Consider the following 20,615-nt stretch of genomic DNA (forward strand, 5'->3'; position numbering starts at 1 on the left):
ACACAGTACGGCTTTTCCGGTAACGCATCCAACCAAGTTTTGGCAAGAAGATTCTGCAATTGCCCTGATCGAGCTTGATCTGCTTCGCATCCGGGAAACGGAATGCATCGCTGCATCCTTTGCGCTTATATCGGGGATATGCGGCACGTCCCGCGAAGAAATTCTTGAATGCCTGGTCCAGATGCCTTAACGCATGCTGCAACGCGTGGCATGGCGCCTCCCGCAGCCAGGGGGTCTCCTGGCTATGACGCCATAGGGTCAAGTTTTTCGCCATCGCCTCATAGCGGATATAAGGCTTTCCAGCGGCATGATTCTCCTTGAGCAATGTCAAAGCGCGATTGAAAACGTGACGGCAAGCACCAGAAAAGCGACACATTGCGCGCTGTTGCCGGCCATCTGGAACCAGCTCGAATCGGAAGGCTTGAAGGCGTACCATACCTTCAGTATAGTTTGGTCTATGACCAGTTCAAGCGAGCTCCGCCATGGAAGACATTGCGTCTTTATGATGCATGTCCATTTGGTCTTTGTCACCAAATACCGCCGCAATGTCTTCAACAGCGAACTTCTGGAAGACTTGCGCAAGGTATTCGCGCGCGTCTGCATCGACTTCGAGGCGGAGCTGATTGAATTTAATGGGGAAGATGACCACGTTCACCTGCTGGTGAATTATCCGCCCAAGGTGGCCATTTCGCGTCTGGTGAATAGCTTGAAAGGCGCATCCAGCAGAGTAATCCGGAAGAAGAACTACCCAAGCATCAGGCAGAAACTGTGGGGTGGAGCATTGTGGTCGCCCTCCTATTTCGCAGGCAGTTGCGGCGGCGCTCCGATTGCCGTGATCCGGCAGTACATTGAACAGCAGCAAGCGCCACATTAGGCAGTAAAGGACGGCTACGCCGTCCGCGCTCTTGACCCCGCCCTAAACGGCGGGGTTTGCCGCGCCCTCGATCAAGATATCGTTAGGTACTCAGTTCAAAGCCATGTATATTGAAACAGCTGTGTATGAAGCACCGCAAATAGCTGCCGGTCTCTCTCCCGTCTCGCGCAGTCCGGCGACTCCCGTTTGATTCCCTCGCTTGTTGGCCATGCTGGTTGCTGCCTATTAGCGAAAGCAACACCACCAGGGATTCAGATGACCAGAGCTTCAACAACATCGACTTCGCTGGACAATGTCGTTACGCGCGCCGAAGAAAGCGATCCGGAACTGCGTCAACGGCGCATTGCGCTGGACGAGGCCGGATTGCAGTTAAAGCAGTGCGCGCCGGACATGAAACCGCTGGCGCTCCAGGATTATCGGGCAGCGCTGCGCAACCTATTACATTATCTCAGCACAAGCTACATCAACTAGCTGTTCGCGCAGCGCTTGAGCAAATGTGCGAAACGGTGGGAACGCGGTCCGCAGAAACGCCTACAGCCGCTGCACCACGTGGATATTGATCGCCCGCATCCCGTACGCGGACTCATCCAGGTCATATGAAACCAGCTTCTCTTCGAGGCTTCCGGCTTGCTGCTGACCGACAAAGTCTCCAATATCTGCACTGACATCATAGCCCCCGGCGTCAGGCCTGATCTGCCCGATACCCTTCAACCGGCTAAACCAATGGACAGTTCCTGTATGCATACTCATGTGAGTCTCCTTTTTTGTGGACGAACGAATCCAGTTCTCAAGTAGAGCCAGCGGTCGAGGATCGGACGGGAATGGCGCAAGGGCCGAACAGGAAGGAAACAGGACGGTGACAAAGAACCGATTTGGGAGTCGCAGTCTATAGGAAAGTAGCAAGTTTACCTAGCACTGAGTGCAATTTGCAGGATACTTCCGCCAAACAACGTTTATACCAAACGAAAAGGCCTGCGATAAACGCAGGCCTTTTGAATTCTGGTGGGAAGTGCAAGTTTCGAACTTGCGCCCCCAGCAGTGTGAATGGGACTGTTTTCCTAGTGCGCGCCCAACTTTCGCGTCTTACGGTGTCTACAATTCAGATTCACCCAGGTTTTTCATACTTTTTTCATTCTCTGTCGCGCCAAAAACTTTCGTTTCGCCGTCGTACCCGGCCGCAAGTATACCGCGCGGAGATGGCGATGAGGCCACTTCGTTTCAGACCGCCGGAAGTGGTGCCGACTGCCGCACTCGGCGCCCGCTGTTCCCGTACTCAATCCGATCCAAATACAGGGCACTCAAGGGCCGGTATTGAAGGCAGGGCTTGTGCAAGCACTATGGCGAAGGCTGCGCTTCACCGAGCGGGTTTGCCATTTATGCAGAACAGTGCAGTAGCGCCACAATCAGTTCGGCGTGTCCCTGCTAAGGCGTTTATGCCGATACATCTCTTCATCGGCGCGGACAAGGTACTCGGACAGAGGCACGTCGCCAAAAAGGTCGCAACTTATGACCCCAATACTCAACGACAACGCGCAGCCTGCCTCCTTACCCACGTTGAACAGTGACATACGCTCTTCCAACCGTTTCACGATAGCGGGCGGCGTGGCGTTATCGAAGGTAAACGCAGCGAACTCGTCGCCCCCAACTCGCCCGACCACATCGGCCTCCCGGAATACACTCTTGAACATGGTCGCTGCATCGCGGATCAACCGGTCGCCCGCCGCATGGCCGAACTGATCGTTGATACGCTTCAACCCATCAACATCAGCGAAGATCACAGCGCACGCCATCCCTTTTCGGCGCGCGATCAGCAAACACTGCTCGGATTTGGACAGGAAGCCACGCCGGTTCTGCAACCCGGTCAGTTCGTCCTGTGCCGCCAGTTCGCGTGCCGCCACCTTTTCGTGCTCACTCACGCGGAGTTCTTCGATGTGGCGCGACTGGGTCGCCGCAAAGACCTGATACTGTTCATGCACCGCTTCCTCCCTATGCAACTGGACCAGAAGGCTGTTAAGACGAACCCCGGCCAAATCCGCGACCAGTGGCAGCAGCTTAAGTGCATGCTCTTGCATTGCCGCCGCAGGGGGCGCCTTCCAGCTCAAGGCAATATAGCCACCACCGGCTCCGCTCGACAAGGGACTCACGACTTGCATGCCATCTTCCAATGCTAAGGCCTCTGCAGCCTCGCCCTGTCCGCCGCCAATGACCAACTGGCGTACACTGCGGCACATCCGATGGTTCAGCTCCAGGCATGCACTGTCCAGCGGCGTGTCCAGGTAATAGCAGCTGTCGCCGCTATCGGCGTTACTGATGAGTAAGATTGCATCAAGCCGCAAAGCGGCCAGGTACTCCGCGATTGCGCGCAAGGCTGACTCGATATCGACGGCGCACATTAGCGCTTTCGCCATCCCGAACAGCAATGTGAGCTCGCTCTTTGTTGGCTTATGCCGTAACACGGTCTGCACTGCCCCTCCCGTTTGACCTGGCAAGATTGCCCGCAGCATCGTCGCACCTTGGACCTGCAGGACGGAACTGCCTCCGCACCGGCAATTACGCTGGCGCTTCTAACGGCGATTGCTATTTCGTGCGCAAAATTTCGTCTCAATAGGCATTTTCGATGATCCACCAAGTTCGGTAGATAGCACTAGGTTCCACCGACAAAGCCATGTATATTGATTGTACCGCTTCACAGCACCGCAAATTATTGCCGGTCTCCGTCCTGTCTTGCCGTTGGTGGCAACTCCTGCCCGATTCCCACGATTGTTGAACCTGCTTGTTGGCGCGCTTCGCCGGGCCAGTCCCGACCATCCATATCTTTCAGGAGCTTTCATCATGTCTACGCAAACCGGTACCGTAAAATGGTTCAACGACGCCAAAGGCTTTGGCTTCATCACGCCTGACTCAGGCGGCCCGGACCTGTTCGTCCACTTCCAGGACATCCATGCCCCGGGTTTCAAATCCCTGACGGAAAACCAAAAGGTCTCCTACGAACGCGGCACAGGCCCTAAGGGCGAGAAGGCGACGAACGTCTGTCCCACTTGAGTGCCCGGCAAGCGACGGGAACCCTTTGCCGAACCTGCGCACTGCCGGGGCTGTTCGGTACCGGTTCGCCTCCCCTTCCGCCGGGAGTTTGGCCTGGCATGATCGGAATAGTGAACCTGCTATGGTCAGTGGCTGCCCTGACGATATCCAATCCAGTCCACCGCAGCGCAACCACTGAAGCGGAGGCAATATGAAAGACGTCACCCGACCCAACGAAGGCATGGCCTTGGTGGTCTATGCAGCAATTGAAATGGACGCATCCTTCGGCTGCGTGTTCGCATGGCAACATATGCAAATGCATGCCGTTCCACAATGTGTAGCGATGAGGGTACTCTCCCTGCTTGGCCCACGGCGCGCCTCGACTTCGAATGGCCGGCGCTCAATTGAGCAAGTGCATGTTACAGAACATGCGGCAAAGCGCGCAGGATTGGCGACGGTCATCAAGTTCCAAGTCCCCAGGATAAACACCAAACTCTCCGACACGATCGACCAGGCGATCGAGATGATGGGGATGCACAATCGCTTCTACGCCGAAGCGCTGCTGCGCATCCATGCCGTCAAAACACCAGCTATCATGCGGGTCCTTTTCGATGCGAAGCGCCGAAGGCGCATCGCCTCACTGTTGGTTCCTCCACCGCCGGCCCACCGCTTACGATTGTTGCACACGGCCTGAAGCCACCGTCCCGCCAGCGGAAGTTGTGGTGCTGAGACGCCGCTTGCAGATCTCAGTTTCTTGGCTTCGTATCCTGCACAAGATGGCGGTGGATTTCGGCCGTCAACATTTCGATTCGCTCCGCCATCATCTTGGTGAGTTCTGTCAGCTCAGTGTTCTGACGGAGCAGCTCCAACATGCGCGCTGATTGCTTGGCCGAAGCAATGGCGATCGCTTCGCGGTGCTTGGCATCGGCTTCAGAGTGGGCCTTGTCCCGTGCCGCCTGTCGCGTTTGTGCCAGCAAGATCAGCGGTGCCGCGTAGGCAGCCTGCAAGCTAAACGCCAGGTTCAAGAGAATAAAGGGGTAGACGTCAAAATTCGTCAGACCCAACACGTTGGCTGTAATCCAGATGGCGACAATGATGGTTTGCACCCCGAGAAAAACCGGTGTACCGAAGAAGCGCGCAAAGGCTTCCGCCTTCAGTCCGAACAGATCACTCCCAAACGTCTTGGATAAGTGCTCGTGCGGGCGATGAAACCGCAAATGATCGATATGCAACTCGCTGGCCGACGACAAATTTTCTCTCTGAGATGAGTTCATACAAGCTCCACACATTGCCCGGAATTGATTCGTTCACTATAACTCAAGCTGTGAACGGCAATGCCAGTCCGCTGTCGCAGAACGTCAGTTCACCGATAAAGATAGTAATGGCCTTTCAATGTGCAATACTCCAAATAGGAAGGAAAAGGTCAATGATTCACGCTCCTGAGCGAACGCGTCGCCAAAACGTGTGGATGACCGAGCTCGTGCAATACGGCGGTTCCCTGAGGGGAGTTATTGGTCTCGCCGAGGCTCACCGCTACCTGCTGTCCCGATGCGTTCCGCAGCACGTCGTTGATCGGCTTCTCTCTTACGTTAGGGGCCCGCGCCGCTTATAGTGATACAGGATTTCTGATGGAGGGAACATGCCGATTTATCGTTCCGAAGGCTTGCGTGCATATACCGAGTTCGAAGCAGCGCTTGCTGAAGAACATGCGGTGGTACATGAACTGGCTCAATGCGCCAAGATAGACGTCTACAACCTCGTCGCAAGTGATCTGTTTGATCGGGTTGCAGTCGCACATGAAAAAATGTTGGCGGCCTATAAGACCATTGAATGCTTCAAGCAATAGCTTCTACTGGTTTGCTGCATCCAATTCACGTCATACCAGCAGCGCAAGCCGGTCAAGGCGAGGCAATTCCTATGCTGCGGAGCGCGCGATACGAATTCGCTATGTCCCGAGCATTTGCAAAGTGCTAGCGTACCTAACCGAATTCGATCACGTGCGAAGCGAGGAAATCATGAGGACTATCTATTCCGATCGAAGGCTGGACGGGGAACAAAACCGTCACCTTGATCATGCCGTCGACCTGGTGCGCACGCATGGCTGGCATTATGCAGTCGTGTACCTGCGCAACCAACACATTCCGGATGCGATCATTCAACGCGTACTCTTTGGTGATTGGCAGCGCCGTCGGGTATCGGCCAACAAGCTCGTCATCTGCCAACGCCTGCAGCCAGGCGGACCGGTGAGCTAACCGCCGCCCAGGCGCCGATCGTAGCAGCGCATAAGTGGCCGCCCTGTGACGCCATGGACAAGTATGGACGCCGCCACCACACCTAGGGTCAATGTCACCAGTTGCTGCGCAGACGCGCCCGAGACGCCATGGTTGAGCGCGAACTCCAGGTAATACACCGAACCTATACCACGGATGCCCAACCATCCGACCAGCATGCTCTGCTGCAGGGGAACCGCAGCACCAGCCATCCCCAACAGGACCGACAGCGGCCGCACCACCAGGAACAAGGCGGGAACAAACCACCATAGACTGGCGGGGTTGGCAATGTACGGCAACATGGCGCCAACCACCAGCACAATGCCGAGTTCAGCAATTCGCTCCAGCTGTTCATTGAAGCCAAGCACCGCACGCGTCATCACCCCGCTGGCGTGATGCGAGTGGGTTGCTGGCTCGTTCATGCCTGGCGCCATCGGCTTCGTCCCCAGCAGCGGAAAGTTACGCGCGCTGCGCAGTGCCATCCCGGCAAAGAACACCGCCAGGAAGCCGGACGCGTGGCACAGCTGGGCGGCACCGAACGAAATAGCGATCACACCGAGCGCCAGGAACTCGTCCAGACCTGTGGCACTTTGGTGGCGCGTCCGCAAGTAAACCACCAGCTTGCCAAGCAGCGCGCCAACCAACACGCCGGCTGCGATACCGCCGACCATCGACCATAACAAGTCCAGCGCCCACCACTGCCTGCCGGACTCGCCAAGGTCGTGCAACTGCATCAGCCCCAATCCCAACAGCACCAGAGGAAACGCGGTGCCATCATTCAAAGCCCCCTCCCCGGCCAAGCTGAACCGAGCGGTGTCATGGATGGCGCCAGGTTCCGCCTGGATAGCCGTCGCGAGCACGGGGTCGGTAGGGGCCAGTATCCCGCCCAGCAAAACAGCCACCCCGAGCGGCATGGCCAAACCATAAACGCCAATGGCAGCGATGAGGGCGACGGTAATGGTCATCGATATGAATGCGAGACGATACGGAGCGATCCAGCGCCGGTCCAGGATAGGCACCTCCAGCTTCAGGCCAACGGAGAAAAGCGAAATCAACAACGCAATTTCCGTCATCAGCTCAAGCGTGGCGGCATCCTTGATCGGATGCAGGTCGATAATGGAAATTCCCAACGGCCCCAGCACCATGCCCCCCACCAAGTAGACCATCGCGCCACTGAGCGGTAGGCGAGACAGCAGCGTCCCGGTCAGCATCATGGCGATCAGGATCAGTCCTGCCAACAGCGCCCAGCCTGGATTCGACATTGATTCCCCGTTATGCGCGTTTCCCGCAAGCCGCCCGTGCATTTATATCGCACTCAGCCCATCGCGCGCGCTCCTCTTTATGGTAGCGCATATAATGAAAGCAGGACGCCGCCACGCGCCTTCTGCTCCGACGGAGGCTGGCATGGGATGCATGTTTCAGTGGGCAGCTTGCTACTGCCGCGCAGATGGCAGTCTTGGTCGCGTGTACCTCGATCCAAGCGCAGAGCCTGTCGGCGTTGCACTGATGGATGCGTTCCTTCGTTGGGATACCGGTCAGCGACATCCGACGCGTGACACGCCAACACCCCATCCCGGAACACGGAGGCAACTTTGCTGCATGATTTCCTTCAATATAATCGCAGCGAGCTAATTGCGCGCTGCCGCGACAAAGTGGCTCTGCGCGAACATTCCGCTACACCGGAACAGCTACTGCATGGTATCCCGTTATTCCTGGACCAGTTGGTGAATGCGTTACGCATGGTACAAGCCGAATGCACTGGCAACGGAGAGGATCTTTGCGCCTTCGTGTCAAGCGGTTCCTCCCACGCAGCCATAGGGGCGGCGGCCACGCTAAATGGCCAAGATATGCTTAGCCTCGGATTCCGCGTCGACGAAGTGGTCCATAACTACGGCGATCTGTGCCAGGCCATTACCGACCTGGCGGTCGAACGCGACGCCCCGTTCGAAGTGGATGAGTTCCGCACATTGAATAGCTGCCTTGACGTCGCCATCGCACACGCCGTCACCGCTTTTAGCCAACAACACGAGGCGCTCGCTGCGGACCGTCATGACGCCGCGGAAAACCAGCGCATGGGCTTCTTTGTACATGAACTGCGCAATCTCCTCGGCACCGCCGAGCTAGCGTTTGCAGCCTGCAAAATGGGCAACCTCCCGCTCTCCGGCGCAACTGGCGGTATTCTGAACCGCAGTCTCGGCGGAATGGAAGGTCTGATCAACAGCACCATAGATATCGTCCGCGACAAGCAACTCCATCACGAACACGATGTGTTTTCCCTGGCCGACTTCATTGCGGAAGTGGGAGCGACTGCGTCACTGGCAGCGATTGCGAAGGAACGCAGGCTGCGGATCCTTCCGGTTGACCGCCAATTGGCCATTCGCGGGCAGCGTCCGATGTTGCTCGCCGCCATCATCAATCTGCTGCAGAACGCGTTCAAATATACGCACCCGCACACCGAAGTGACATTATCCTGTCACGCCAGTCCTGACCGTATCCTGATCGACGTCGCTGATCATTGTGGCGGCATCGGCCACGATTTGGCGAAGCGCATGTTTCAGCCGTTTGAACAAGGCAGCGCAGACCGCTCTGGCCTCGGGCTTGGCCTGGCTATCGCAAAGCAGTTCGTTACGGAAAATGGAGGATCCCTCAGCGTCCGTGACATTCCGGACATTGGCTGTGTGTTTACGGTCAGCCTTCCGCGTCATTCCATGCCGAACTAAGGACAGCGCGAACTTGTCGGCACGCATAGTGGCATAGTAATACCCGGTCATTGTGCAATACTTGATTCATGCCGAAGGAGTGCGCGATGAACGAAAATACCGGGACCACACGGCGTGAAGACGTTTGGACCGCCGCCGTTGTGCAATATGGCATCGTCCTAAGCTCGATCGTAGGAGTTGCCGGCGCTCAGCGCTATTTGCTGTCCCGCTGCATTCCCTTGCGCGTCGTCGAGAGGGTTCTGTGCGCCCCCATCGACTCCCGCCGCACGCCGACGCGCGCCAAAATGCAAACCGAGTAGAGTGCCAAGCCGGTCCCACGCGCTAGTGTGGCGCCCGTCCACGTTGCCGCTTGTGGCGATACATTTCTTCATCCGCCCGAGCCAGGTATTCCGAGAGCGTTTCCTCGCTATGGAGATCGCAATTGATCACGCCAATGCTCATCGACAACGCGAGCCCACGATTTTTATCGGCATTATATTGGGCGATCTTGGCGCGAATGCGGTCGACGATGGTCGGCGGTGTCGCATTGTCAAACGTGAATGCCGCAAATTCGTCGCCGCCGACCCGCCCCACCACGTCCGCGTGACGGAACGCTGTGGAAGATGTGCGCCGCATCGCGAATCAGCCCATCGCCGGCCGCAAGGCCCTGCTGGTCATTAATCAGCTTCAACCCGTCCACATCAGCGAAAATCACCGCGCACGCCAACTCCTGGCGGCGGGCGATCAGCAGGCATTGCTCCGATTTGCGAGGCGCTTCGACCTTTTCATGCTCACGCGCAGTTCCTCCATGTGGCGCATTTGGGTCGCAGCAAAGGCATGGTATTGCTCCTGCACTACCTCGTCCCGGTGTAACTGGCCCAGGAGGTTGTTGAGGCGGCCACCGGCCAGTTCTGCAACGCGTGGCAGGAACTGGAGTGCTTGCTGCTGCACAGCCTGCTGCGGCGGGACCTGCCAGCTCAGTGCGATGTATTCGCCGTTCGCGTCATCCGAAAACGGCGCCACCACCCTGTCCGATTCGATCGATCAATCATGTCAGGACGCTGGTTATGCTATCGTCTATTCTGTCGAATCCACCTGGTACAGTGCCATGTCATGCTTTCCAGAGCGCCGGCAGCAATGCGTGAAGGCAGCGGCCATTGATCATGCGATTGATCTGGCCTGCACGCATGGCTTGTCTTTTTCCTCGGCCTATCTGCGTAACCAGAATCTAAGCAGCGAGACGATTACGCGAGTCCTGTCCGGACCGCAGGACCAACATCGCAAGCATCAATTTTCCAGGCCACATGCCCAATCGCCATATGCATCGGAGTCGCGGGACTCCGGCAATTCATCTGTCCGACAGCTGAGTTATAGGTCGCGCCCGGAACTGGGTCCTTTGCGGTGATCGCGGGAAAGTGTAAGCGCTGAACTACTAATTAGGTAAGCGGACGATCACTGCGCCGTCGGTCCGAACATTTCCCAGTGCCGCTGAACTCAACGCGGGCGGCGGCTCGCATGAGCACCGATGCAGCAAGCGAAACTTCCACGCCTGCATCCATCGCAGCTTGAAATGCGGCCTCCTGGCCGAACTTATCCCGCGTCAGAAGCGCAAGCGATAATCTGTCGGCCGTCTGCAAGTCGGTTCTTCTGGTCATTACCCATAGTAGGACGCATGGAAGGATGGTGTCGCACGCAAGCCTGCCGGAACGGCGCTCAATTTCGGCGAAGCAACGATTCGTAGGCGGTTCGGAACTGATCGTCGCCAGCCCATTTCGCTGCAATTTGTTTGGCGCCCGCATTCGCCGAAGCGATCACAAACGAGGCATTACCTCGATGACGCAACACGAATGGGCGGTCCCGCTCCGATGCGCCAAAGAACGCCTGCGCGGCCTGGCCAGGATCGCTGTACTCCGTACCGCGCTGGCCGATCTTGCATATCACGGTGTACGCTGTCCCACCATTACGACCACCCGGCTTGCCATGCATCGACAAAGATCGTCATCGCATCCTCCAACGCGTTGATTCCTGATTAAACGGTCACCCAGAAAGGAATTATTCCGCTGGCAGGCAGAAATGCATAGTTGGGCGCGCGACAGGTCGCTATGGTTCCCCATCCAAAGTGCGACGCGGCCCGTAATTGATTACACGTACGACTACCTTAGCTGGAACACCAGACAATCGTAAAAACTCCCCGCTGACCCGAAAGCCCTGGCGGAAATTCAACTCAAAGCTCTTGCTTACGACCGCAGCAAGAGGGACATTCGTCCGACGCTCGATGTTCATTGCGTCACGCTTTCCGGTCGGGCCGAAGTCAGCGGCAGCAACACAGTGGCGGCACATCCCCCGCCTGGTGTTGCGCGACCCATCGTCACGGTGCCGCCATGCATTTCCACCAGCGAACGGACCAGGGAAAGACCAATGCCCGAGCCTGCCCGCGAATGGTTCTGCGGGGCCCCATTCTGCGCATACATGTCGAAGACGAAGGGTAGAAACGCGGGGGCGATCCCGGGCCCGTTATCCTGGACCGTGATGCTGGCGCTGGCGCCACTGCGCGCGACAAGCACTGAAATTGATCCCTTCGCGGGAGTGAATTTGACCGCGTTGGACAATAGATTAAAGAACACCTGGACCAGTCGATCGAAATCGCCCAGTACCAGGAGGGGATCCCGGCAAAATTGGGTGGTGAGCTTTTGCTGGCGCGCCTCGGTCAGCGGCCGTACCATTTCAAGGGCTGCCGCCATCACGTCGGCCGTCCTGACTTGTTGCAGATCAAGCGCGAACTTGCCATTTCGGATGCGCGTAACATCGTCCAGCCCGTTGACCATGTGTACCAGGTAGTCAAGCTGCCGGGTAAGCGTCTGGCGCAAACGAGGCAAGCGTTCGTCGGTGGCCGTTAAGGTATCCAACGATGTGGCGACCAGCTTGATCGGCGCCAGTGGGGCGCGCAATTCATGGGCAAGTACGGCAAAGAATCGATCCTGATTCGTTAGCGCGATCTCTGCCTCGGCTTGCGAATCCCGCGCGCTCAACGCAGCACACAAAAGATGCAGGTTAGCCTCGCGCAGTCTCAATATAATTGCGTTGTCGCTAGGCGGCCCCATCCCGGCTTCATTATCCAGCAGTTCCATCCCAGCCTCCGATTGGCGCTAACGCACTAGCATCCTGCCACGATATTCCTATCCCGGTCGAAGTCAAGGCTTTTCCCTACCCCTTACCCGCCATGGTCAGCGCAAACTCCGTGGCCGGCAACGGCGGGAACAGGTGGAATCCCTGGCCAGTGTCGCACGCATGCGCCCTTAAGAAGTCCAGTTGTTCCGCTGTTTCAATGCCCTCGGCCACAACATGATGGTGCAACCTGTTGCCAATACTGATCACCGAATCGACCAGCACTTCCTCGGATCCCGGATGGATGCCCGCAACAAACGTCTGGTCAATCTTCAATGTGTCGATCGGAAATCGCCGCAAATAGCCCAAACTGGAGTAGCCGGTGCCGAAATCGTCGATGGCTATGCGGATCCCGGCAGCACGCAAGGCCTCGAGTTTCTGGATCGTCGCCGCGCTATCGCGCATGAGGGTCCCTTCGGTTAGTTCCAGTTCGAGCGACTGGGGAGGCAGACCGGTCTGGGCCAACGTCGCGAATACGGCCTGCAGGAAGTCGGAGCATTCGAATTCCTGCGCCGAGATATTGACACTGATGGTCTGCAGCGCATAGCCAGTATCTTGCCACGCCTTGGCTTGCCGGCACGCTTCGCGCAAGACCCAGCGGTCGATCAACTTGATAATCCCGCACTCCTCGGCAAAACCGATGAATGCCTTCGGCAACAGCAGCCCTTTGGTTGGATGGTGCCAGCGGATCAAGGCTTCCGCACCGGCGGTGCGGCTGCTGGCCAGGTTGACCTGGGCCTGGTAGTACAACTCAAACTCGTTCTGCTCCAGTGCCTTGCGCAGATCCACCTCCATGTGATGCCGTGCCACGGCACGCACATCCATGGGAGGCTCGAAGAATGCGAAACTGTTGCGTCCGTGCTCTTTGACGCTGTACATCGCAATGTCCGCATTGCGCATCAGTGCGTCAATATCGGCGACGTCATCCGGATAGATGCTAATGCCGATACTGGCGCCAATATGGAGTACGTGATGTGCGATGTTATACGGTGCGGTCAGCAGATGATGGATATGGGCGACACGGGCAGAAACATCTTCCGCATGCGCCACATCCGCCAACATGGCCACAAACTCGTCGCCGCCCTCCCGGCATACGGCGTCCGAACCACGCACGCTGGCAGCCAGGCGTTGCGCTACAGCTTGCAGCAAGAGGTCACCAATGCCATGCCCGAGCGAGTCATTGACTACCTTGAACCGGTCAAGATCAATGAAGAGCAAGGCCAGCTTGGCTCCTTGCGCCGCCGCGTGCGCAATGTGGTCGGCCAGCTGTTTCTTGAACTGTCGGCGATTAGGCAGTGTGGTAAGGTGATCATGATGCGCGAGATGGGTCATCTCCGCCTGGGCGGCACGCAATTGTTGCGCTAGTTGTTGCGCATTGATGCCGGAGATGAGTAATTGCCGATTGGCTTCCTGAAGCCGGGCAATGTGATCGCGCAGTTCGCCTTGCAGGCGCGCGTTCTCAACTGCGATCAGGTCGGGCATGGGAGAAACTTTGGTCCGCCGTGGACGGCGTCCCGGCAGCGATGGAGGTTCCGCGACTGCAGACGGCCTGGCGGGATCTGAACGCCGGTCGCGCCTGGTCTTGCGCCGTTCCTCCCAGCTTGTCATACCTCCCCCCTATGATTCGGAAGTCTCACCTCGTCGCACCTTGATCGGACGGCCCGACAGGATGCCTTCGTAGTCATCAAATCCGGGACCAATCACAATCTTGTCGTCGGAAATGTCGAACAGCCGGATGGCCTTGCTATGTCCGCTGCCACGCACTTTCACAACCGAGATCACGCGCCGGAACTCGCCCGCCATTTCAATATAGCGCTGCATGATGATCGCGTCCGCCAGGAACGCGTTGCCGTAGGGGCTGAAACGCAGATCCGTATAGCGGTCCTCCAGTTCCGTGGTCATCAGCACCGTCACGCCCATGCTGGTCAGGACCGTTACCAGTCGGTACAGCGATTCCCGGAAATCATCCTGGAATGCAGGCGCCAGCGCGAGCTCGAAGCCCGACAGCGAATCGATCACCACGCGCTTGGCATCCAACGCGCGGATCATGGTCACCATCTCGTACAGTGTTTCGTCAATCGAGAGATCGAGCGAGTGCGTATCGATCACGCCGATTTTCCCGGCCCGGACAAGGTCATCGAGTTTAGGGCTAAGCAGCTGACTGGGGCTCTTCTCAAAGGCTGCGATAACGCCAGTCTCACCGTTGCGCACGCCTTCGGCCAGGAACTCGGTCGCCAGCACGGATTTTCCAGAGCCAGATGGCCCCACCAGCAGAGCCGAGTAGCCGGCGGGAATGCCGCCGCCCAGCATCTGGTCCAATTCAGCGACACCAGTTGACAAACGCCGCTGTGCGGCAGATGCAGGGCGATCGCTTCTTGACGTCATGCCGCGCGAGACCACGGCGCGCGGGAAGATGTGCAAGCCGTCCTTGCTGATCCGGAACGTGTGGGATCCTGGACTATTGGCCTGGCCCCGCATCTTGACGATCTGAATCTTGCGCACAACGGAGTTGCGCTGCGCGCTTTGCGACAACCAGAAAATCCCGTCGGCAATTGTGTAGACAGGGCCGGTCTGGGACTCGTTCTCGACATACTCGCCAATCAGGAAGGTCGTCGCATGCCAACTGGTCATCTGCATCGACAAGCGCTGGACGAAGTGCTGCAAATCAGCCGGCCCTTTGTCGTTGTAGTCACTGGCCTGGACGATGGAACGGAAGGAATCCACGAAGATCAGGCTCGGCATGAATGCCTTGGTTTCCTCCGCAATGCGCGCCAGCACCAGGTCATAGTCGCCACTCATAATCTCGTCTGCGAGATTGACGAACTTGACGAAGCTCCCGGCCTTTTTCAAGTCAAAAAAGGAAAACTGCTGCTGGTAGCGCAGCATCTTCAGCGAAGGCTCCCCCAACACCGTGAAGAAGATGGCGCGGCAGTCGGGCCCCGCCAATGAGAACATCATCTGATGCGCCAGCGTCGTCTTGCCGCATCCAGGCGCCCCTGCGATGAGGTTGAATGAAAACTCCGGGATACCACCTCCGAGCAATTCGTCCAGCCCGGGAATACCCGTTGCCAGGCGTTTGATGATTACCTTATTGCTCATGTCTAATTATCCTCGCCCAGGGCACCCAGGGCATCGTCTCCCCACGCCGCACGCAAAATGCCGTCGGTCAGGGAATCGCCAATTAAAGAAGCCACGAGGTCAACGAAACTCGACAGCAGGGCCGCGCTCGCCGCCAGTGCGTCCTCGTGGGTACGGGTTGCCAGCGTCAACCGAAGGTTGTCCAGTTCCGTCTCTGCGCTGGAGGCTGGTTCCGCGTTTATCCATGGATATGCTTGCGCGGTCAGGAAGAGCGTTCGCTCAAGCAGGAAATTGAAGCCATCTTCGCTCACCAGTGACGCCACCTGCAGACGCAGGGGGCGCAACAAAGCGATGAGCGCACTGCCCGGCTCACCGGCCGGCAATGACAATAGCAATTCCTTGATCTGTTGGCGCCGAGCCCCAGGGTTTTCCATATCAATCTGAATACACTGCGAATTTGATCCAATCGGACGTTGCATGCATTCAGGCAGGACAGCGCCGCATCGATCCTGTGCAAGTGGCGTGACGTCATTCGAGAACGGCTGCAATTTCAAATCATATATCATTCTCTGCGCCATTGATAGGCATACCATACGGGTTCCCCCCGGGCTCCGGCTGACCACCAGGCGGGCGCTGCGCGAGAGCTGCGTCGAGGTGTTCCTTCGCGTACTGCAGGCCAAGCGTCCGGGCCGCCTGCGCTGTCCAGGCAATCACGTCCACACGGTAATACCGGGGCAGCCGTTCGTCGATGTGCTGAATCGTCAAGAAGCAATGCCGTCGCGCACTGGTTTTACCCCGTTTCGCCTGATCCACCACGCAGCAAATCTCGTGGCTACGATAGAGTTCCATGGATTGCTCCTATGAGGCACGAATAGATTTGCCGCCGTTCCGCTCAGGCTACAGGAAAGCTGGCGACGACGTGTAGGCGCGCCGGCTCAATCACGGTAGGAGCGAACGCCGGAGGCCAGGAGGGCTTGCTGCCGCCGAGGCTGGGCTTGGCACTCCATACCCCGCAGCGCGCCTTCACGCATGGACCTGACCGCAGCAATGCCGTTGTTGCGCCGCGCACGCAAGGTTACCGTGGCCGTGTCCAGCCGCGCTATCTGGCGTACCATAGAATTGACGCTTCCAGCAATGGCCCCGCTCCACCGATGTGGGCCGGGGCGTGCCCGATTCTGATGTAGCACCTGGCCTGGCAAGGAGCACGCGAAACATGGAAACTCTCACCGCGAAAGCGCGCGAACGCGTTCTTGACATCCTGAACCGTGGCCGCGACATGACGCTGGCCACCGTCCGTCCGGATGGCTATCCCCAGGCAACCACGATCAGTTACGCCAACGACGGTCTGGTCATCTACGCCGGCATCGGCCTGGGCAGCCAGAAAGCCCACAACATCCAGCACAACAACAAGGTATCGGCCACCATCGATCTCGACTATCCCGACTGGCACCACATTCTCGGTCTATCGCTCGCCGGAACCGCCGAGTTTGTGCGGGGCGACCAACAGATCGCGCACGCGTCGCAGGCCCTGCTGCACAAATTCCCGCAGGCGGCAGAGTTCATGACGGCCGAGGGCACGCTGCCATGGCAAGGCATGCTATTGCTGCGTATTGTTCCGAGCGTGGTCTCCTTGCTCGATTACAGCAAGGGCTTCGGGCATACCGAGCTGTACGCGGTGCGCGGGCCGGCCTAGCCAGTGCTCAATGCGCGCGGTCGCGCGCGAAGTCGATAAACCCGCGCTCCACCGAGGTCGACAGCAGCCGCACCTGCAGCAGCTGTCCGAGCCGAGCATCGGGCAATTCGCCCACCAGGCGCCCTTCGGCTGGCGGCGCAAAGATCCTGACCCAGATCCCTTGCGTATTCACGCCCGAGACGATGGCGCGGAATACCTTCCCCACCGAATCGTGCAGCAGCAAGGCGGCCTCCGACTTGCGCATTTGCCGCTCCACTTTCCGCGCGGCGTCTTCCTGTCCCGTGCAATGCAAGGCCAGCTCGCCCAGCTCGCTCAGCGTGTAGGGCGGCGGGCTGCCCGCCAGAACGGCCTTGAGCAAACGCTGCGTCACCAGGTCGGGGTAGCGCCGGTTGGGCGCGGTCGAGTGCATATAGTCCTGGACCGCCAGGCCGAAATGGCCAATGGCGGGCTCGCCCTGGCGCTCCACCACATACTCCCCTGAGCCCATCAGCTTGATGATCTCCAGCGACAGGTCGGGAAAGCTGGCCGGCGCCAGGCGGTGTTGCCGCGCCAGGAAGTGCTCTAGCTTTGCGGCATCGGGCTGGGCCGGCAGTTTGGCGCCATAGCCATGCGCCAGTTCCACAATGCGCTGCCAGCGTTCCGGCGAGCGCACCACACGCCGCAGCGAGGTGGCGCCATGCGCCATCAGGAAACGGGCGGTACAGCCATTGGTGGCGATCATGAACTCCTCGATCAACTGGCGCGCCCGGTTATGCTCTTGCAGGCGGATATCCGCGATACGGTTGCCTTCAAACACGGCCCGCGGCTGGAACGTTTCGAACTGCAGCGCGCCCGACGCCAGGCGCAGCGACCTGAGCAACTGCGCCAGCTGATCCTGCAAGCGCAACTGGGCATCCAACCCGGCCACCGCCTGCACGGCCGGCGGCATCGGGGCCTCGCCCTGCAGCCACGCCGAGACGGCGTCGTATGCGAGCTGGGCTTGATTGCGTACCAGCGCGCGATAGATCGTGGCGTCGGCCAGCACGCCGGCCGCCGAGAAGTCCATCTGCACCACCACTGCCAGCCGGTCGGCATGCGGCGCCAGCGAGGTCAGGTCAGTACATAGGAGCTCGGGCAACATGGGGAAGCTGCGGGCCGACGTGTAGACCGACGTCGTATTGTGATGGGCATGGGCGTCGACCGGCGAATCCTTCTTGACCAGCGCATCGACGTCGGCAATGGCCACCAGCAAGCGCAGGCGTCCCGTGGCATCCACCTCGCACACCGTGAGCTGATCAAGATCGCGCGAGTCGTCATTGTCGATCGAACACCACAGCAGGCCGGTAAGCTGCCGTACCTGCGCGCCATCGTCGCGCGCCGGCCCGGTCAGCCGGTTAAGCTGTTGATGGACGGCAAGCGGGAACTCCGGTTCCAATCCCCTGCTGAACATGGCCAGCGCCGCGATGGTGGCGAGATTGGCGCGGTGATTCCTGATCGCTTGGCTCATCGTGTCACCCCGCAGGGCAGCCACCCGATTTCATCGCTTCGGCGCCGCCGGCGCCGCAAACAATCCACGCTGTACGTCCCGGCGGAACTGCTCCGGCCAGATCGAGCCATCGCCAATTTCATACTCCCGCACCTGGCCGGTAGGCAGACAGCGTACCAGCAGGCGCCCCTGGATGGGGAGCAACTCATCGCTTTGGGGGTCGGTCGTTTCGGACTCGGACAGCTGGAAATCATCGCGCCGCAGTTGCCTTTCGGCCAGCGTCCGCCAGAACTGCGCCATTTCATCGGGCTCGATCAGTTTCATCTCATACCTCCGCTTGCAGGCGCCGCCGCAGCGCCGACTCCATTTAGCCGTGTTCCCGACAAGGATGGCCTTGACTCAAGTCAAAAAAGGCACACAATCCGTAATTATCCCCCTCTTGCATGGTAGACGCTTCCGCCCCCGCCAACTAGCCTGAATCACGCGTGCCGGCACGGCGCTGCACAGACCGTGACACAGCAACAGTGGAGAATAGCGATGACAACATACCGATACTATCGGCGCGCGGCGGGCGTATTTGGTTCAGGGCCGAGCTCCATCAGCTTCAATGGGCGCCAGTACATGTACCGCGGCTACGCCTATGACAAATTCATCGACGCTTATCACTACGCGCAGTTGATGTTGCTCCATCCAACCCTGGCATTGCCGGCAGCGCCAATCGCCCTACCAATCCAGGTCCACGCCCCGGCCGCCGCAGATCGGCTGACCATGCGGCAGTTGGGCGTTGCGTATGCCGCGGGCCGCTACTTTTACGGCCCTTACCGCTATGATTGCCTGAACGATGCCTGCGATTTCGCCCGTTTGCATCCGGGGCAGGAGCTGAGCCAACCCAATGTGCGCACCGCACTGGAACAGCAACATATGAACCAACTCCAGCAGCGCGGCATGCTGGATGGGTCGGATTTGAAGTTTCTCCTCGGGGGGCGCCTGGGGCATTACGATATCTTCCCGCAGAATGCCCCTGTGGCGCTTACCTTCAAACTGCACCGGCAAGCCAAGCCGCTGGCGGCGCCGCATGGCAGCCAGCGGCCATAGTCCTGCCGGCCGCCACGCCAGTGTTCAACAGGAACATTCCCTTCGCCGCCTGAACTTCCAGGCGGAAGGCCGCTGCGCCTTCCGACGTCGGCCCAGCTTACAGCTGCTGCCGGGCGATCCGCCCTGGCCGTAAGAGCACCTGCGGCTTCTGCGGCGCCGGGCACAGGCACGCATCCGGCTCATCCTCATCGCAAGAGGAGAAGCCATCATGCCACGTCCCAACAACATGGCCTTCGGGCGACGCGCGCCGCTTGCTGCGATCCTGCTGAGCGCCTGCAGCGCCGGATGCGCCTTGCGGCTGCAGGTGGTCGAGCGCGACATGCTGCAAAACCGCGCGCTGACGCTGGTGCTGCACCATGCCACGGCGATCGCCAACCCGGCCCTCCTTCCCGCAGCGCTCGACATCCTGGCCCCCGTCCCCCCGGCGCTTGACCGCCAGGGCCCCTATTGGCCGCGCTTCGACACTGGCAGCGCCCCCGCACTTGCGTTGCGGGAGGCGTGCCGGCGCCACTGGCCAACTTGCCACTGGTGGCGGCGGGCGCACCGCTGCGGCAGGACGCCATCGCCCCCGCCTATCGCTGGCGCGCGCCTGTCCCGGGCGGCCACTGGCTGGTCGCCGGCCTCAGCAACTATTACGGGCCGCCTTCGCGCCTGCTGGTGGCGCCCGGGTTGCAACAGGTACTCGGACTGCAGATCCGCTCGCACTACGCGGCCCGCGTGGAGGACGGCGTCCACATCCTGCGCATGAGCATCGAGTTGCGCAACACTGGCGCACGGCCGCTGCACGACTTGCAGTTCCGCCTGTGCTTCAGCGACAGCGTAGCCGGTATCGGCAGCGCGCCGTCGCAACGGCTTTTTGTCACCGCCTTCCATCGCACCGAGGGCGCAGCCACCTATAGCGCCACCGCCACCGCGGATGGCCTGGGCCGGCGCGCCACCACGGGCCATGCCGCCACCGCCCAGGCGCCGCTGCTGCTGCCGGCAGAGGTGCACAGCTTCTCCATGGAGCTGCGTGGCCGCCTGGCCGAAGCCGCCGCCGAGCGGCATCCCGCCTACCTGGTTGCGCTGCGCGAAGCGCCAGGCGGTGAGCGGCTGTGGCCGGCGAGTGCCATCACGGGGGCCGACACTGGCCCAACGCGCTGGTACTACCGCCAGGCTGCCCTGCTGGTGCCCGCCCCCTACCGTTTTCTGCTGAACGACGAGCAGGCCGTCGTCAGCGCTATCTGAGTTCAGCGCGCTCGTAGAGCGACCGTTG

General features: G+C 59.4%; 26 protein-coding genes and 2 pseudogenes. 12 read left to right on the top strand and 16 right to left on the bottom strand.

Annotated features, from left to right (window positions below; genetic code table 11):
- Positions 1-190 (top strand): hypothetical protein (locus AAHE99_RS03485; protein ID WP_342115022.1); only part of this gene is annotated, 190 nt, incomplete at its 5' end.
- Positions 191-355: 165 nt separating this feature from the next.
- On the opposite strand, the pseudogene AAHE99_RS03490 reads toward AAHE99_RS03485, so the two are convergent.
- A pseudogene (locus AAHE99_RS03490) lies at positions 356-436 on the bottom strand (hypothetical protein); the annotation flags it as partial.
- Positions 437-457: 21 nt separating this feature from the next.
- Between AAHE99_RS03490 and tnpA the strand changes: the two are divergent.
- Both tnpA and AAHE99_RS03500 read left to right on the top strand, forming a co-directional pair.
- Positions 458-874: an IS200/IS605 family transposase gene (tnpA, locus tag AAHE99_RS03495; protein WP_342114456.1), complete on the top strand. Its 417-nt coding sequence runs from the start codon at positions 458-460 to the stop codon at positions 872-874.
- 255 nt (positions 875-1,129) lie between these two features.
- The gene (locus AAHE99_RS03500; RefSeq protein ID WP_342114458.1) at positions 1,130-1,345 is read left to right on the top strand and encodes a hypothetical protein; all 216 of its coding nucleotides are present in this window, start codon (positions 1,130-1,132) and stop codon (positions 1,343-1,345) included.
- Positions 1,346-1,405: 60 nt separating this feature from the next.
- Here the strand turns inward: AAHE99_RS03500 and AAHE99_RS03505 are convergent, their stop codons facing one another.
- Both AAHE99_RS03505 and AAHE99_RS03510 read right to left on the bottom strand, forming a co-directional pair.
- Positions 1,406-1,624 carry a cold-shock protein gene (locus AAHE99_RS03505; RefSeq protein WP_342114461.1) on the bottom strand — a complete coding sequence of 73 codons (219 nt, stop codon included), beginning with the start codon at positions 1,622-1,624 and terminating at the stop codon, positions 1,406-1,408.
- Between the two features lie 653 nt (positions 1,625-2,277).
- Positions 2,278-3,339, bottom strand: coding sequence for a GGDEF domain-containing protein (locus tag AAHE99_RS03510; protein WP_342114463.1), 1,062 nt, complete (start codon positions 3,337-3,339; stop codon positions 2,278-2,280).
- 367 nt (positions 3,340-3,706) lie between these two features.
- Here AAHE99_RS03510 and AAHE99_RS03515 point away from each other — a divergent pair, with 367 nt between their 5' ends.
- Positions 3,707-3,916 (top strand): cold-shock protein, encoded by a 210-nt coding sequence (locus AAHE99_RS03515; RefSeq protein WP_342114465.1) that lies wholly within the window; start codon positions 3,707-3,709, stop codon positions 3,914-3,916.
- 190 nt (positions 3,917-4,106) lie between these two features.
- The gene (locus AAHE99_RS03520) at positions 4,107-4,589 is read left to right on the top strand and encodes a hypothetical protein (RefSeq protein ID WP_342114467.1); all 483 of its coding nucleotides are present in this window, start codon (positions 4,107-4,109) and stop codon (positions 4,587-4,589) included.
- A gap of 52 nt (positions 4,590-4,641) precedes the next feature.
- Here the strand turns inward: AAHE99_RS03520 and AAHE99_RS03525 are convergent, their stop codons facing one another.
- Positions 4,642-5,169 carry a DUF1003 domain-containing protein gene (locus tag AAHE99_RS03525; protein WP_342114468.1) on the bottom strand — a complete coding sequence of 176 codons (528 nt, stop codon included), beginning with the start codon at positions 5,167-5,169 and terminating at the stop codon, positions 4,642-4,644.
- Positions 5,170-5,534: 365 nt separating this feature from the next.
- Between AAHE99_RS03525 and AAHE99_RS03530 the strand changes: the two genes are divergently transcribed.
- A complete protein-coding gene (locus AAHE99_RS03530) occupies positions 5,535-5,741 on the top strand; it encodes a hypothetical protein (protein ID WP_342114470.1) in 207 nt (68 codons plus the stop codon).
- 169 nt (positions 5,742-5,910) lie between these two features.
- Entirely contained in the window at positions 5,911-6,147 is a 237-nt protein-coding gene (locus AAHE99_RS03535) for a hypothetical protein (protein WP_342114472.1), read from the top strand.
- Here AAHE99_RS03535 and AAHE99_RS03540 read toward each other — a convergent pair.
- Positions 6,144-7,427 (bottom strand): cation:proton antiporter, encoded by a 1,284-nt coding sequence (locus tag AAHE99_RS03540; protein ID WP_342114473.1) that lies wholly within the window; start codon positions 7,425-7,427, stop codon positions 6,144-6,146. The two genes, AAHE99_RS03535 and AAHE99_RS03540, sit on opposite strands and share 4 nt — an antisense overlap.
- 330 nt (positions 7,428-7,757) lie before the next feature.
- Between AAHE99_RS03540 and AAHE99_RS03545 the strand changes: the two genes are divergently transcribed.
- Positions 7,758-8,885: a sensor histidine kinase gene (locus AAHE99_RS03545; RefSeq protein WP_342114474.1), complete on the top strand. Its 1,128-nt coding sequence runs from the start codon at positions 7,758-7,760 to the stop codon at positions 8,883-8,885.
- An 86-nt stretch (positions 8,886-8,971) separates the two neighbouring features.
- A complete protein-coding gene (locus AAHE99_RS03550; protein ID WP_342114475.1) occupies positions 8,972-9,184 on the top strand; it encodes a hypothetical protein in 213 nt (70 codons plus the stop codon).
- A 22-nt stretch (positions 9,185-9,206) separates the two neighbouring features.
- Here the strand turns inward: AAHE99_RS03550 and AAHE99_RS03555 are convergent.
- The 8 genes and pseudogenes from AAHE99_RS03555 to AAHE99_RS03590 all read right to left on the bottom strand — a co-directional run bounded on the left by AAHE99_RS03555 (position 9,207) and on the right by AAHE99_RS03590 (position 15,956).
- A pseudogene (locus AAHE99_RS03555) lies at positions 9,207-9,579 on the bottom strand (GGDEF domain-containing protein).
- A 29-nt stretch (positions 9,580-9,608) separates the two neighbouring features.
- Positions 9,609-9,887 carry a hypothetical protein gene (locus tag AAHE99_RS03560; RefSeq protein WP_342114477.1) on the bottom strand — a complete coding sequence of 93 codons (279 nt, stop codon included), beginning with the start codon at positions 9,885-9,887 and terminating at the stop codon, positions 9,609-9,611.
- A 690-nt stretch (positions 9,888-10,577) separates the two neighbouring features.
- A complete protein-coding gene (locus tag AAHE99_RS03565) occupies positions 10,578-10,850 on the bottom strand; it encodes a hypothetical protein (RefSeq protein WP_342114478.1) in 273 nt (90 codons plus the stop codon).
- A gap of 293 nt (positions 10,851-11,143) precedes the next feature.
- Entirely contained in the window at positions 11,144-11,992 is an 849-nt protein-coding gene (locus AAHE99_RS03570; protein WP_342114480.1) for a sensor histidine kinase, read from the bottom strand.
- Positions 11,993-12,068: 76 nt separating this feature from the next.
- Positions 12,069-13,511, bottom strand: a complete 1,443-nt coding sequence (locus tag AAHE99_RS03575) for a putative bifunctional diguanylate cyclase/phosphodiesterase (RefSeq protein ID WP_342114482.1) — start codon at positions 13,509-13,511, stop codon at positions 12,069-12,071.
- 135 nt (positions 13,512-13,646) lie between these two features.
- Positions 13,647-15,128 (bottom strand): ATPase domain-containing protein, encoded by a 1,482-nt coding sequence (locus AAHE99_RS03580; protein ID WP_342114483.1) that lies wholly within the window; start codon positions 15,126-15,128, stop codon positions 13,647-13,649.
- A gap of 2 nt (positions 15,129-15,130) precedes the next feature.
- Positions 15,131-15,673, bottom strand: a complete 543-nt coding sequence (locus AAHE99_RS03585; protein WP_342114485.1) for a hypothetical protein — start codon at positions 15,671-15,673, stop codon at positions 15,131-15,133.
- Positions 15,663-15,956, bottom strand: coding sequence for a hypothetical protein (locus AAHE99_RS03590; RefSeq protein WP_342114488.1), 294 nt, complete (start codon positions 15,954-15,956; stop codon positions 15,663-15,665). Before AAHE99_RS03590 ends, AAHE99_RS03585 begins: the two co-directional genes overlap by 11 nt.
- Before the next feature lie 364 nt (positions 15,957-16,320).
- Between AAHE99_RS03590 and AAHE99_RS03595 the strand changes: the two genes are divergently transcribed.
- Positions 16,321-16,800 (top strand): pyridoxamine 5'-phosphate oxidase family protein, encoded by a 480-nt coding sequence (locus tag AAHE99_RS03595; protein WP_342114490.1) that lies wholly within the window; start codon positions 16,321-16,323, stop codon positions 16,798-16,800.
- A gap of 7 nt (positions 16,801-16,807) precedes the next feature.
- Here the strand turns inward: AAHE99_RS03595 and AAHE99_RS03600 are convergent, their stop codons facing one another.
- Positions 16,808-18,286 (bottom strand): RNB domain-containing ribonuclease, encoded by a 1,479-nt coding sequence (locus AAHE99_RS03600; RefSeq protein ID WP_342114492.1) that lies wholly within the window; start codon positions 18,284-18,286, stop codon positions 16,808-16,810.
- 30 nt (positions 18,287-18,316) lie between these two features.
- On the bottom strand, positions 18,317-18,589 hold the full coding sequence (locus AAHE99_RS03605; protein ID WP_342114494.1) for a transcriptional regulator: 273 nt from the start codon (positions 18,587-18,589) through the stop codon (positions 18,317-18,319).
- 213 nt (positions 18,590-18,802) lie between these two features.
- Here AAHE99_RS03605 and AAHE99_RS03610 point away from each other — a divergent pair, with 213 nt between their 5' ends.
- Complete coding sequence (locus AAHE99_RS03610) at positions 18,803-19,360, top strand: hypothetical protein (RefSeq protein WP_342114495.1); 558 nt, start codon at positions 18,803-18,805, stop codon at positions 19,358-19,360.
- A 97-nt stretch (positions 19,361-19,457) separates the two neighbouring features.
- Here AAHE99_RS03610 and AAHE99_RS03615 read toward each other — a convergent pair whose 3' ends face one another.
- Entirely contained in the window at positions 19,458-19,718 is a 261-nt protein-coding gene (locus AAHE99_RS03615) for a hypothetical protein (protein ID WP_342114497.1), read from the bottom strand.
- A gap of 140 nt (positions 19,719-19,858) precedes the next feature.
- On the opposite strand from AAHE99_RS03615, the gene AAHE99_RS03620 reads away from it, so the two are divergent.
- Positions 19,859-20,587 carry a hypothetical protein gene (locus tag AAHE99_RS03620; protein WP_342114499.1) on the top strand — a complete coding sequence of 243 codons (729 nt, stop codon included), beginning with the start codon at positions 19,859-19,861 and terminating at the stop codon, positions 20,585-20,587.
- Positions 20,588-20,615 lie beyond the last annotated feature (28 nt).

The organism is Pseudoduganella sp. OTU4001 (assembly GCF_038440195.1).
GTDB lineage: Bacteria > Pseudomonadota > Gammaproteobacteria > Burkholderiales > Burkholderiaceae_D > Rugamonas.